The sequence below is a fragment of the Kaistella soli genome, assembly GCF_019038595.1.
GTDB lineage: Bacteria > Bacteroidota > Bacteroidia > Flavobacteriales > Weeksellaceae > Kaistella > Kaistella soli.
In genome coordinates this window covers 1-13,336 of record NZ_JAHOPF010000013.1, presented here as the reverse complement: position 1 = coordinate 13,336, position 13,336 = coordinate 1, and the positions used below count along the sequence as shown (strand labels likewise).

Here is a 13,336-nt window from a genome sequence, read left to right as displayed (position 1 = left end):
TGTATCTCTAAATTCTAAAAACGATATCCCCATAAGAGGACCAAAATGCTGCTGAAAAGCTACCGGAGCTTCCGTTCAACGGACTTTCATTGTTGGCTTTTTAAGCCCAACGAAAGCTTAGTTATTATCTGCAGTTGTCTTACCATTCGGATGAATATTCTTTCCAATTTTCTGGTATTTTATTTGATTTTTTATATTCATAACAAATATATTCAGAAGGTTTGAACAAAAATGTTCCTGCAAGTTCTAATAAATAAATTTTGTCATTTTCTATTTTAACCTGATATGTTCCCACAAATAAAGTACCGTCCTGATCGGCATTAGTAAAATCGATTCGAATTGAATTGTTGTTCTTGTAAATAATTCCTCGTGTACCCGCATTTAGAGGATTAGCATCCTCTATCCCAAAACTGAAGAATCTTACTCGTCCATTTTTATAGAACTGAATTTTACGCGGAACATCTTCGCCAACGTCCCTAATTTTGCTGAAGTTAATATCTGCCATGTAGGAATCTACTATTTCATAAAAATAGTTAGTGTCAATATTTTTTAAGGAAGTTTTGTCGAATTTATTTATGTTTTTGAATTCTTTAGAAATAACTTTTGTTCCATTTGTCAGATTTGAAGTTGGAGTGCAAGAAGTAAAAAATAGAAATAATGGAAAAAAATTTAATAATAAGTTAAGTTTAATTTTTTTCATCTCTTTAAATTTTATAAGCATTATTTTGCAATTCTGACTAACGTTAATTTATAATGTTGATAATCAAACATTTATAAATTTTATTTTTCTATTTGATTATCAAAAATAAGGAAAATTTTATCGTTAGCGGCTAAAAACAACTTCGTTTTCGAGTAGGGGAATTGCAGATAACGGTTGGTGATAGGCGCCGTTGCTTGCAATGGCGCCTATCACTTGTTGTGCGCTGTTGCTTGTTTCTCTGCTAAGATAACAAAAACAGTTTACAGTTGCCGACTTCGGAATCCGGATAAATGATTTTAGAAAATTGTCTCCTATCAGACCGTAATGATAGGCGCAGCTTTATAAAATCTCAGCGTTAAAATTCCTGCAACACTTTAGAGTTAAGTCAGTTACATAATAAAAAACTTGACTTTATCAATTTTTTCTTATAACTTTGGCAAGCCTTTTAAGCGGCTCCGCTTTGAAAGTAAACTTTCAGCAAATCCAACTTTGCAAGGCTTGACGAAAAAGATCCTCTTTTACATCCCTTAACTCTTTCCGTTTCCAGGTTGAATTTTTAATCCTATTTATCAGATAACGGGGGCGAGCAATTGCGCACAACTTTTATATATGTCCTACTTCGTCAGACATATACCACATACTTTGTAGGGATTGGTCTGAAAGTCGTGAGACATTATTTCTGTCTCCTAAGATATATTTTTTTTCTTTATAAATCATGAAAAGGACTCTTTATATGCTGCAGATTTTTTGTGCTCACATGCGTATAGATTTCTGTAGTTGTGCTGCTGTTATGCCCCATAGCTCCTGAATATAGCGCAGGTCTGCCCCCCCCGCTGCGCAATGTCTCCTGACTTTGAGCACGCTTGTAAAGCTGCTGACTTTGCACCCACAATATAAAATCCAGGACTATTACACCACCTCGTGTGTGACCGACATTGTTATCTATAAAATTTAATTTTTAAATTGTAAAAAACAGAAAGAAATGTAATAATATGAGTAAGAGTAAAGTAAACGGAGGTTTAAAGATTTTTGCTTCTCGCTTTTTTGAGTATATCATTTATCAATTTGTACAGAATGCCTTTAGGAAAGCACCGTATATTGTATCGGCATCACCTTGTTTTAGCAAAAGATCGTCCTTTGAGGTTGATGTAATTTCCTCTAACATCTTATCCTTATCGCTATAGGCAAAGGTTAGAAGCAAATTAATCTTCCTGTTAGCACAATCAAATTTATAGGTTTCCACATAATACCCGGGTAAATACTTGTTTTCCCCTCCGACATAGGCAATAATTTTTTTTTCTGTTGAATATTTTTTGATGGAACCGGTACCGTTGGCATTTATTTTATAATAATATGACATTTGATCTTCATCTTTGCCAACAAATTTCCAATCATTTGTCTGAGCAGATAAAAAGGTAGAAAAAGCAAGAATGACCAAAAATAGGATTTGTTTCATTATACAAAATTTTAAGATTAATAGTTATTTTAACAATTCGCTTCTATAAAGTCGGGACTGCAAGTCAACTATAATTATGGAATGTTATCGTAAATATAAAAATATTTTTCATAATCGGTGCTCATAAAAAAGATCCGAAAAGAACCATAATTATTTGTGAAAATTCGCCTGATCTGACTGATTTAATCAACAGGTAAAGGATAAAATAATTTGTAGAAATTCTTTACTTTTGATTCTTCCTTTGGCTCTTCAGAATTCTTTCTATATTTACACACCCTTGAATTTAAGGCAAAAGTAATCGCTCTCCAAAAAATTAGTTTGACATGAAAAATCTTTCCTTCCTTTTATTGCTTATATCATCTGTAGCCTTCGGACAGTATTTTACTAAATCAGAACTGGTACAGAACACGGTGGAGGATTTAATATTAAAAAGAATATCATCCTGAAATACGGACAAGGTGAAGAAGTAAATACAAATTTATGGGTTTACGGGGATTATAAAACTGCCAGCGAATTTGATTACAGTAAATTTGATCAAATGATTAATAACGCTGTCTTGAAAGCAAAAATGATTTCGACAACGCCTAGCACTTTCAGAATCATTCATGTTATGGCTGCCAAGCACGAAGATTCATGGACTATTCGTGTTCGCTATACGTCAGTAGTAGCAGACAAAGGAACAGTGGAATCTTTTTATAGTGGTTCATTCGATAATAACGGCCAATTCATAAAACAACTTTAGGCAGGTTAAAACTCCTAAATTAAAAGCTTGTGGATAAAAAAGTCCCCGCTGCGCAAAGTCTCCTGACTTTGCGCACGCTTGTAAAGCTCTGACTTTGCACCTACAGTATAAAATCCAGGACTAATACGCCACCCCGTGCGTGCCGGAATTGTGGAAAAAGGAAATCAATACCTGTATTCTTCCGCTTCAAATTATTCTTTTGGGAAGGGACTAACCGACATTGAAATCGCAGATAACCCTGTCATTGATGTTTGGGGCAGGAATGAGTTCTGGAAATCCAATAATGATGAAGAGGAGGATTTTTAAATTGCTCAAAGTCTCCTGACTTTGCGCAGCAGAGAGAAAAAGGGCTTTTGGATGATATAGAAGTGTTTAGGATGTTTAATGATGTTTAAAATATTGGGGCCGGCAGCGGAGGATTTTTAAATTGCTTAAAGTCGGGAAATCGAAGATTCGACGAAGTCAGACTTTACGGATGGGCTCAAAGTCAGGAGACTTTGCGCAGCGGGGGGATGACTTTACCAAATGTGGAGTTTATCAGGCGCTTCAGTCTGCACATCCTGCCCAAAAGGTTTGTGCGGATCCGGCATTACGGTATTTTAAGCAGCAGTTGGAAGCGTGGGAAACTGCAGAGTTTACAGTCAGATTTAAACATCCGGATTCCGGAAGCAAAACCGAAAACTTTACTCAATAAATGCCGGTGTTGTAAAGAAGGAAACCTGTTTGCCATCGCTGTTTTCGGGCAGCGCGGTTCGCCGCAGGACTTTCTTTTCGTCACCCAACCTTTCTCTGCGAAATAAGCTTTGCGGGTAAGGGAAACTGTGTTTTGCAGCGAAGAAAAACCGCAGAAAACCACTTCCAAAGGCTACCAAATGCCACAAATAAAGCAGTCCTTCTGAAAAACTGCTTTGTGTATCTAAATTCTAAAAACGATAACTCCATAGAAGAACCAATATTGGAGAAAAGCCACCGGAGCTTCCGTTCAACGGGCTTTCATTTCTTGTCTTTCAGACAAAACGAAAGCTTAGTTATTATCTGCAGCACTTTTCAGTTGACTTGGAAATTTATAGGAAATCTTAATTGGTCATTAACTTTACGTCCGTTAATTTCTGACGGAATCCAATTTCCACTAGTTTTATATAATGCTACTTTTACTAATGTGTTGAAAGCTTCATTATCGCCGACTGCCGTTACATTTTTGATAAGACCCTCTTTGTCAATCGTAAATTTTAATTCAGAACGTAAAGGAATTCCATTATAATTATAGAAAAATGGTAAATTTTCAATTATTACAAACTTTCCAATTTCATTTCTAAAACCTCCAATGCCTCCATTTTTATAATCAAGATTTTTTGTTTTTTCTGGAATCTGGTTTTTCAAAACGCCTTCTACTTTTTCGCCATTTTCAAATTTTTCGATTTTTTCCATGAACTCATTTTGGTGATCGGTGAATTCGGTGCTATCTTTCAAATAATAAGGCTTCAAGATTTTGTCATATTCAGCAATTCTCTCCTTGTTAAGTTCAGATAAAATTGGTAAATATTTTTTTGCTCGTTTATTTACCTCTTTTATTTCTTTAGTTTTTTTATCATAAATATTGTCAATTTTTCTGATTTCTTCAACTTGCGCAAAGATCAATGTGAAATTCAGGAAAAATATTGAAATTATAATTTTTTGTTTCATATTATACAGTTTGTTTAAGTGTTGCAGATAACGTTTCTTGCATTTGCACAGAAGCGGAAATAGGAGCAGAGTTCTCTCTGCTAATTTATGACTTTCTTGGTTTGAATAAAAGTTCAACTTACTAAATACTATCTTTTGCGTAAATGCGGTGTTACCGGTAGTTTCTAGGGCTTAGAGACAATACTTTGATTTAGTACTTTTTCTAAATCACCAGTTTTTAATAAATCTTGAATACTTTTTTCAATGCATTCTCTTGTTAACTCTTTAACGAATAGATCTGGTGGAACCTGATACAATCCATTTAAATTTTCTCCATTTTTTTTGTCCATGTCAGCCGCGGTTTGTAAAAATTTATACGTCCAAACATTAAGTCCATACTGCTTTCCGTTATCTAGTTCAATATGTATATTGCAGCAATCATTTTCCACATTCCAATTATTTGGGTCAACGGCTTCAAATTCCAGCCAAAGTGTAAAGTTTTTCATTTTTTTCTACGGAAAGATTTTTTCTTGGTTAGTTCGGAGTTTATGAAATTACCGGTAACGGTTGGGTATTTCTGTTGGCGGGACTTAGTATAACTGGTTGTTGTAAATATAACGAAAAGAACGATTAGCAAAAATCTTTATGATGGGTAACAAATCCTTCAAGGCTTATGAAGCCTTGAAGGATTATTAAGAAGTAGCTATCAGTTAATCACCCTTGCTCTCCGGAGTGTCCTCACTTCGGAGCATCTCTAGGATGCACTCTAATTGAACTGCCTGAGGCCGACTCTTTTCTTATAAAAAATGTATCGGCAAAATAAAACTCCAAAGTCGGGAGACTTAGGAGATCGGCGTCGTTTTTTATTGAGTTTCAGAACTTGATGATGAAATTTGAGGTGGTGCAGCGGTTACCGCTGTTATCTGCCGTCGAAATTTAATCTACAAATGTTTCTCGCAGAACTTCCTTAACTTTTTGGAATTCTTTTTCAGATAAATTGCCTAACACTTTAATAATTCTTCGCCTGTCGACAGTTCGAATTTGATCTAGCACAATCCAACCGGTTTTCCTGTCATGATTTACTTCGATCCTGGTTGGATATGGTTTTGAACTACTTGTCATAGGGGCTATAACAATTGTATTGAGATATTTATTCATTTCATTTGGTGAAATCACAACACATGGACGGGTTTTCTTCATTTCACTTCCCATTGTTGGATCAAGATTTACTAAAACGATTTGATATTGTCTTAAATCCATTCTTCAAGATTTTCGTCATCGAAAGCATCGTGGATCAGCAAGTTGTCATCGCCGTTTTCGTGCATTTTTTTAAAAGCTTTTTCCCACCCGGTTCGCGGCTCAGATTTAGGTTTTAAAATGATATAACCTTTCTCCAGAATAAGTTCAACTTTATCTGTGATATTATATTTTTCAAGTAAGGTTTTCGATAAACGAATTCCTTTTGAGTTCCCAATTGGTATTACAGAAATATCCATAGCCGTATTTTTTTGTAACCACAAAGTTATTACTTTTTTTAATACTTCCAAATTTACCCAAGGTTTTCTACGCACGCCGTCAATGGCGTATAACTCTCAAATTATAAAAGGTATTGTAGTTACTGATGCTGTAGTGTCACATTGATCAATAGTTTATTTCATTTTTCTATTTTTATATAAAGTAAAAAAAAGAAAAAATAAAAAAAGAATAATATCTGTAAAGAATGTATAAATGGAGTTTAGTAATCCCGAATATGTCCTCTCGTTGAAAAATATAGATAACAAGTAATATGGAATAGGAACTAATATAAAAATTCCAATAATAGAAATGACATTAACTTTTCTTAAATTCTTAACTTGAGAATTCATTAAATAATAAATACATAGAGTCCTTATCACATAAAAGATTAAAAAGATTATGTATATCATATTTATTAAAATTTTAGCTTTAATTTCTGAAGGCTGAAAATATGAAAAATTTAATATTTGCATGAAATGTCACTAATCAAAAAACCTAGATGACAACTCAATATTCGCTCAACTTTTGCCTGAAGCAATTTTTCTTGTACAATCGGCTACAAAAATGTTGCTGAAAAACGACTGGAGCTGGAGTCTACCCTGAGGCCGACAAAACGACCCTCAGCTCAGCCGAATAGAGTGAAACTAAAGCTTAGTTAGCAGCAGAAGTTTTTATTAGTAGTTTATTTTATGATTTAACTCAATTGGATTATTTTCTTGTAAAATAATATTTTGCATCTCTTTATTCTTAATAGAAATATTCACTGTATTACCTTTCGGGTCGGTAAATGTAGCGTTCTTCCAACCTTTTGAATTGATATCAAATGGATCATTAAAATATGATTTTGCAAGCGACTCATATTTTTTCCAATCAATTTTCACTGTTTTTGTGCGTACGTCAAAAATATTCCCGCCTTTTTTGACTTCTACCAAATTAAATGAATATTCATTGTTTGAATCTTGAATAGAAACAATCAACCCAGGTAAACCATTGAAAATATATGGACCATCAGTAAAAGGTAATTCTGTTGTAAACCAACCAATCCAGTTTCTTCCTCCATAATTTGTTTCTGCTTTTTGAGATTTATATTTTCCAATCATTTTTTGTTCGGAAGTTATTTTCCAATTTAAGTTTTCCTCAATTGGAAGAAGATAATCTGTTCCCAAATAGGTTATTACTTTTTCAATTCTTTTTTGAGCAAGATTCTTTTTGACATAGAATTTGTTTTCAACACCCATATTATACCTTCCGTTTCCATTATTAAACTTTATTGAATCGTTTTTTTTGTCTAGTGAATCTCTAAAGATTGAAATATTATTTTTTAAATCCAAAATCATCTTCTTGGAATTAATATCATCTGGATTTTCTATATCCAGTTTGTATTTTGTTTCGTAAATAAAACTAAATTTTTGTGAGAAGCAAAAGGTAGAAATTCCAAGAAAAAAAACAATAAATTTCATTTGTGAAGAGTGTTTGTTTAAAATTCTGACTAACGTTAAATTTAAATATTGATAATCAACATTTTGCGATTTCAATATCCCTGTCAGTCAATCCAAATTTAGTGATTTGTTTTTGAATTCTTTTGGCTGCAGCAATTTTTCTTTTCTCGTCAAGGAAAAGGTAGGGTGAAGGTGGTTGGTAGCTTTGACCCTTTACAAGCATGTTCCAGATGATGACGGCGAGTTTACGAGCCAGTGCAGAGACTGCCGTTGCTCTTCCTTTTTTGTAGTTCAGTCTTTTGAAAAAATCTGCCAGCCAGCCTTCCTTGAGATTGCCAATGGCATTGGCCGTATTTCGAAAAGCAATTTTGAGCCTTGAACTTCCTTTCGGGATGTGGTTGGACAGCACTTTGCCACCACTTATCTTGTTGTTTGGCGCAAGCCTGAGCCAGGCCGTGAATTGTTTCGCAGTGGGGAATTTTCTAATGCCGTCTAATCCGATTTCAGCAATAAGGGTCATAATCAATCCCTCACTTACTCCTTCAATAGCCATCAAATCTACACCTTCAAAGTATTGATAAGCAATTAGATCCATCCGTTTGGCTTACCGCATTTTTATTTTTTCGCTTGTGCTTTTTTTTTCAATGGTATGCTGTTTTTTATGGTCGTCTTTGTTGATTAATTCTTTCAGCAGTTGATCAATTTGCAAATCTGTATCAGCGATTTGCTGTTGAAGGTGTTTGTAGGAGTTCCACTCCTGTTGCAAAGCAAAAAGATAATCTTTGCGGCCGTTAAATTGCAGGGCTTTTGCAATTTCTTCCTCTGATTTCCGGCAATTATAATGACGGAGTTTTGCCAATTCCTCACCCTGATGCTCACCATTTAAAAAAGCTTCAATAATGGAGGATCCCGTAAGGCCAACTACATCCCTCACCACCACTTCCAGCCGCATATTCATCAGCCGAAGGTATTTTTGAATTCTCCTGATGCCTGATGCGGATTGCTTCAGCAGGTTCTGCCGGTGTCTGGAATAGGTCCTTACAGTGTCCGTGTCCGAATCTGGCAAAAAACTGGCACTCAAAAGCCCCAGGGAATGCAGTTTCTGAATCCACTGACAATCTTTAATGTCGGTCTTTTTTCCTTTAATGTTTTTGGTTTGTCTGCCATTCACCAAAATCACCTCAAAACCCTGGCCCACCAAAGTGGAAAACAGGTTTTGCCAGTAAGTTCCTGTGGATTCCATTGCAATGGAGGTAACACCTTTCGAGTGTAGCCAATTACACATCTCGAGTTGATCCTGGCTGTACACCCCAAATTCTTTTACATCCTCGGCATTTTGCCCTACAGCTGCCCAATGGCTGCGACTTCCAATGTCAATTCCACAGGCATTGGAATTTACCACTTCGAGCGAAATCTGCTTCTTAGTTTCCATGTCTTAATCTTTTAAATTAAACCAATAAAAACTCCAAGGACTGCACTTTGCTAAATTTGAAATTATTCTGATCGGGATATCTGCTTTTGGGCGGACTCACCATTAAAAACTAACACCGTCCGAAGTATTACTACCAAAGACTATTGTGCAATCTTACCTGAATTGCAGACGGGTTTTTTAAACACCATTGCTTAAACCGGTCTTTTCAAGGAGCAAGTACTAAGGTAAGAAATAATGGATTTAGAATATTGAATTTTTGAAATCGTCACACGCTCCGTTAGCGGCTAAAAACAACTTCGTTTTCGAGTAGGGGAATTGCCGATAACGGTTGGGTATTTCTGTTGGCGGGGATTTTTATAACTAATCTTTGTAAATATAACCAAATGAACAATAAGCGAAAATCTTTATGCTGTAAACTTCAACCCCGCTAATAGAAATACCGTGTTGAACTAAACCTCCGGTAGCTTTTTCGATTCGCCGTTTTAGTAATTTTGTTTTTTTAACAATCAAAACATTTACTATGGCTACAAAAAAAAATCTCCGGAGGATTTAAGAACGAACAAAATTTTGAACCGTGCTTCGAGCGAAGTTAACGGTTTTGCCGAACTCCTGCAACGTTTCGAAAGAAATATTTCCATCCTGGGCAGGAGCCCCAGAACCTTTGATAATTATTCCCGGCATGTGGCAGCCCTGGCGCTGCACTTCAAAACATTGCCTACGGAACTGGATCCTGAACAGGTGAAAGATTACTTGTTTGAACTCCAGCAACGAAGCCAAACCCCTTCTCAGTCCTATTTCAAACACACCGTTTACGGACTGCGGTTCCTGCTGAAGACCGAAGGCTTGCCTTATAGTTTTCTACATCTTCCCGCTATTCCAAAAGTAAATAAACTGCCGACTGTTTTAAGCCGGCAGGAAGTTTGGCGCATGCTGCAAACTGCCCAGTTGCTGAAGCACAAACTGCTCATCGGGCTCATCTACGGCTGCGGACTGCGCTGTATGGAAGTAAGAAATATCGAACTTCAGCATCTGGATTTTGACCGCAGGATGCTGCATATCGTGCAGGGGAAAGGCCGGAAAGACCGTTATGTGCCTTTGTCCGAGCATTTAATTCGGGGACTGAAAACCTTTATTAAAGTTGAGAATCCGGTTCAGTATTTATTCAATGGGAATCATAACAGGAATATTGAAGAGATTGACATTCTTACTCCTAAAAGTACAGGCTTTGATTCCCGCTACAGCCAGCGCGGCGTGCAGTGGGTCATCAAAACCATCTCAAAAAAAGCCGGCATCACCAAAGAAGTCCACACCCATACTTTGCGCCACAGTTATGCCACGCATTTGCTGGAAGATGGTGTTCCGATCATCATGGTTCAGAAACTTCTGGGCCATGAAAGAATTGAATCGACCATGGAATACCTCCATGTCTGTCAACTGTCGGAGCAAAAACCGCACAGCCCTTTGGATACCGTTTTCGCTTTATGCCGCAAAAATGGAAGCCCGAAGTAAAGGCGGAAGTGTAGCCGAAGTTCTTCGCAAAATCAATTTATCGGCTCAGAATTTTACGGTTCATCAGGAAAAAACTCTGCGGGCTTTGTCGTATTGCCGTACTTCTGCTCTGGGTGGTCATATCGATGCGTGTGACGGCTGCGGAAACCTTTCCATCAGTTACAATTCCTGCCGGAACCGGCACTGCCCGCAATGTCAGGGACATAAAAAGGAAGAATGGATCCAGAAGCGCGAGCAGGATTTATTACCCTGCAGTTATTACCACGTGGTTTTTACGCTTCCCGAAGAACTGAACGGTTTGGCAATCGCAAATCCCACACTCATTTACAAAACCCTGTTCGAAGCAGCGTGGGCGACTTTAAACCAGTTCGGTAACACCGAAGGAATCCAACTGGGAATGATTGCCATTTTACACACCTGGGGACAGAATTTAAGTCTGCATCCGCATTTGCACTGCATTGTTCCGGGTGGTGGAATCAATAAACAGGGGAAATGGAAAAAGAAAGTAAGGACGGATAAATATCTCTTCTGTGTAAAAGCGATGAGCAAAGTGTTCAGAGTCAAGTTTGTGGCGCTGCTTCGGGCTTCAGGAAACGGTGATGGAGCGTTGATGAATGCCTTATTCTCCAAAAATTGGGTCGTCTATGCAAAACGCCCTTTTGGTGGCCCGAAACAGGTGATTGAATATTTAGGCAGATACACCCACAAAGTCGCCATCAGCAACCACCGCATCAAAGAAGTGACGGATCAGCAGGTCCGTTTTGGCTACAAAGATTACCGGAAAGGCGGCGAAAAAAAAGAAATGACTTTATCCCATGTGGAGTTTATCAGGCGCTTCAGTCTTCATATCCTGCCCAAAGGTTTGTGCGGATCCGGCATTACGGTATTTTAAGCAGCAGCTGGAAGCGTGGGAAGCTGCAAAATTTACAGTCAGATTTAAACATCCGGGTTCCGGAAGCAAAACCCAAGACTTTGCTCAATAAATGCCGGTGTTGTAAAGAAGGAAACCTGTTTGCCATCGCTGTTTTCGGGCAGCGCGGTCCGCCGCAGGACTTTCTTTTCGTCACCCAACCTTTCTCTGCGAAATAAATTTTGTGGGTAAGGGAAACTGTATTTTGCAGCGAAGAAAAACCGCAGAAAACCACTTCCAAAGGCTACCAAATGCCACACATAAAGCAGTCCTTCTGAAAAACTGCTTTGTATCTCTAAATTCTAAAAACGACATCCCCATAAGAGGACCAAAATGCTGCTGAAAAGCTACCGGAGCTTCCGTTCAACGGACTTTCATTGTTGGCTTTTTAAGCCCAACGAAAGCTTAGTTATTATCTGCAGTGCTTTTAACTTACCCAATTATCAATGGTTTTAAATAATATCCATTTTTTATTTTCATTTAATTTGTAAATGTATGTTGCTCCAGCTCCACATAAAAAGCCACAATTATATCCTATTTCGATAATTGCAATATTTTTTTCTTTGTTGAAAATTGGTTTATCAACATAACTTATGCATCCATATTTTTCTAAAGTTTTATTCCAAAACTGTTCTCTAGATATATCATTATTTATTGTTGTGTCCAATTTAATAATTTGCCTATTTTTCAGTTCATTCTTCCAAATAAATTTGTTTGCAGTTAAATATTGGTTTCGCATAAATTCCAAATCATTTTCATTGAATTCATTTTTAAATTTTTCAATAAAAATACTATCTCCATTTATCGCAATAAAAGTTTTTCTATCCATTACATTTTTGCAAAATTCTGAAGTTCCATTTTGTGAAAGGATTTCATTAACAAAATCATAAATTATTTTTTCTGAAATTTCATTTTCAATTTTAGATTGATTTTGATGATTTAGATTTTCTGATTTTTTATTGCACGAAATTAGTAGTAATAGAAGAATCACTAAATTTAAAATATGTAGTTTCAGATTGATACGCATTTTTGGTAGCATTGCAGATAACGGGTGGGTATTTCTGTTGGCGGGGATTATTATAACTGGTTTTTGTAAATATAACAAAAAGAACAATTAGCGAAAATCTTTATGAGGTAAACTTCAAACCCGCTAACAGAAATACTTTGTGCCTGTTGCACAACCAAATATACTAATAAATTACAAATTCCTGCATGAGTGAAAAAACCATAAAAACATTCATTAAATAATTGATAATCAGTTGCATAGTTTGATTCATTTCCTTAAATTAGCCTATGCAGGGAAAGAAAAAATACACACCGAAAATCTTCTACCAGCTCAGTCTCGATGCACTGGTACCGGAAGATAATTTTTACAGGAAACTCCAGGCCGAACTTCCATTGGATTTCCTCTACCGTACCACAAGAGACTATTACGGGAAAGAAGGCCAGGCCAGCATCGATCCGGTGGTTTTCTTTAAAGTTCTTTTAGTTGGCTATCTCAACAATATCAACAGCGACCGGGCTTTGCTTCGCTACTGCAGCAACAGTCTGGATGTACGTCTTTTTCTGGGCTATGACCTCGATGAAGACCTTCCCTGGCATTCCACCCTGAGCCGTACGAGACAGCTGTTTGGCGAAGAACTTTTTCTGGAACTCTTCAGGAAAGTACTTTCGCTGTGTGTGGAGAAGGGCATGGTTCGTGGCAAACGGCAGGCAGTAGACTCAGCCTTCATCAAAGCCAATGCAAGTATGGATTCTTTGGTGGAAAAAGAAGTTCTGGAAGATGCTTCTGCCTTTGTGGATGAACTGGAAGAAAACAGTGAATTTAAAGTAACCACCCAAAGGAAAAAGCTTGTAGACCGTCATCACGCCTGGAAAGAAGAAGCCTACAAAGGAATGCCCGGCAACAACAAAAGCGATAGAAAAGACGAAGATGGCAATACGATCCGCCCGAAATACCTGAGCAACCAC

Annotated in this window: 13 protein-coding genes and 2 pseudogenes; 5 read left to right on the top strand and 10 right to left on the bottom strand. The window is 37.0% G+C overall.

Features of this window, described 5'->3' with window-relative positions; all coding sequences use genetic code 11:
• Positions 1-139: 139 nt before the first annotated feature.
• Both KSK37_RS13885 and KSK37_RS13880 read right to left on the bottom strand, forming a co-directional pair.
• The gene (locus KSK37_RS13885; RefSeq protein ID WP_217202114.1) at positions 140-700 is read right to left on the bottom strand and encodes a hypothetical protein; all 561 of its coding nucleotides are present in this window, start codon (positions 698-700) and stop codon (positions 140-142) included.
• Between the two features lie 1,060 nt (positions 701-1,760).
• Complete coding sequence (locus KSK37_RS13880; protein ID WP_217202113.1) at positions 1,761-2,156, bottom strand: hypothetical protein; 396 nt, start codon at positions 2,154-2,156, stop codon at positions 1,761-1,763.
• Positions 2,157-3,033: 877 nt separating this feature from the next.
• On the opposite strand from KSK37_RS13880, the gene KSK37_RS13875 reads away from it, so the two are divergent.
• Entirely contained in the window at positions 3,034-3,204 is a 171-nt protein-coding gene (locus KSK37_RS13875) for a hypothetical protein (protein WP_217200727.1), read from the top strand.
• A 206-nt stretch (positions 3,205-3,410) separates the two neighbouring features.
• Positions 3,411-3,698, top strand: a pseudogene (locus KSK37_RS13870) (transposase); the annotation flags it as partial.
• Positions 3,699-3,945: 247 nt separating this feature from the next.
• Here KSK37_RS13870 and KSK37_RS13865 read toward each other — a convergent pair.
• The 7 genes from KSK37_RS13865 to KSK37_RS14100 form a co-directional block, all read right to left on the bottom strand.
• Positions 3,946-4,581: an energy transducer TonB gene (locus KSK37_RS13865; RefSeq protein WP_217202112.1), complete on the bottom strand. Its 636-nt coding sequence runs from the start codon at positions 4,579-4,581 to the stop codon at positions 3,946-3,948.
• Positions 4,582-4,745: 164 nt separating this feature from the next.
• Entirely contained in the window at positions 4,746-5,066 is a 321-nt protein-coding gene (locus KSK37_RS13860) for a hypothetical protein (protein WP_217202111.1), read from the bottom strand.
• A 430-nt stretch (positions 5,067-5,496) separates the two neighbouring features.
• On the bottom strand, positions 5,497-5,820 hold the full coding sequence (locus KSK37_RS13855; protein WP_217202110.1) for a type II toxin-antitoxin system PemK/MazF family toxin: 324 nt from the start codon (positions 5,818-5,820) through the stop codon (positions 5,497-5,499).
• Positions 5,811-6,056, bottom strand: coding sequence for an AbrB/MazE/SpoVT family DNA-binding domain-containing protein (locus tag KSK37_RS13850; RefSeq protein WP_217202109.1), 246 nt, complete (start codon positions 6,054-6,056; stop codon positions 5,811-5,813). Before KSK37_RS13850 ends, KSK37_RS13855 begins: the two co-directional genes overlap by 10 nt.
• A 693-nt stretch (positions 6,057-6,749) precedes the next feature.
• Positions 6,750-7,535, bottom strand: a complete 786-nt coding sequence (locus KSK37_RS13845; RefSeq protein ID WP_217202108.1) for a GLPGLI family protein — start codon at positions 7,533-7,535, stop codon at positions 6,750-6,752.
• Positions 7,536-7,590: 55 nt separating this feature from the next.
• Positions 7,591-8,109, bottom strand: a complete 519-nt coding sequence (locus tag KSK37_RS14105) for a transposase (protein ID WP_246566636.1) — start codon at positions 8,107-8,109, stop codon at positions 7,591-7,593.
• A gap of 9 nt (positions 8,110-8,118) precedes the next feature.
• Positions 8,119-8,946: an IS110 family transposase gene (locus KSK37_RS14100; RefSeq protein ID WP_246566633.1), complete on the bottom strand. Its 828-nt coding sequence runs from the start codon at positions 8,944-8,946 to the stop codon at positions 8,119-8,121.
• 567 nt (positions 8,947-9,513) lie between these two features.
• Here KSK37_RS14100 and KSK37_RS13835 point away from each other — a divergent pair.
• Positions 9,514-10,455 carry a tyrosine-type recombinase/integrase gene (locus KSK37_RS13835; protein ID WP_246566631.1) on the top strand — a complete coding sequence of 314 codons (942 nt, stop codon included), beginning with the start codon at positions 9,514-9,516 and terminating at the stop codon, positions 10,453-10,455.
• A pseudogene (locus tag KSK37_RS13830) lies at positions 10,439-11,544 on the top strand (IS91 family transposase). The gene KSK37_RS13835 and the pseudogene KSK37_RS13830 overlap by 17 nt, the downstream one beginning before the upstream one ends.
• Positions 11,545-11,792: 248 nt before the next feature.
• Here KSK37_RS13830 and KSK37_RS13825 read toward each other — a convergent pair.
• Complete coding sequence (locus KSK37_RS13825) at positions 11,793-12,392, bottom strand: hypothetical protein (protein WP_217202107.1); 600 nt, start codon at positions 12,390-12,392, stop codon at positions 11,793-11,795.
• A gap of 266 nt (positions 12,393-12,658) precedes the next feature.
• Between KSK37_RS13825 and KSK37_RS13820 the strand changes: the two genes are divergently transcribed.
• Positions 12,659-13,336 (top strand): transposase (locus tag KSK37_RS13820; RefSeq protein WP_217202106.1); only part of this gene is annotated, 678 nt, incomplete at its 3' end.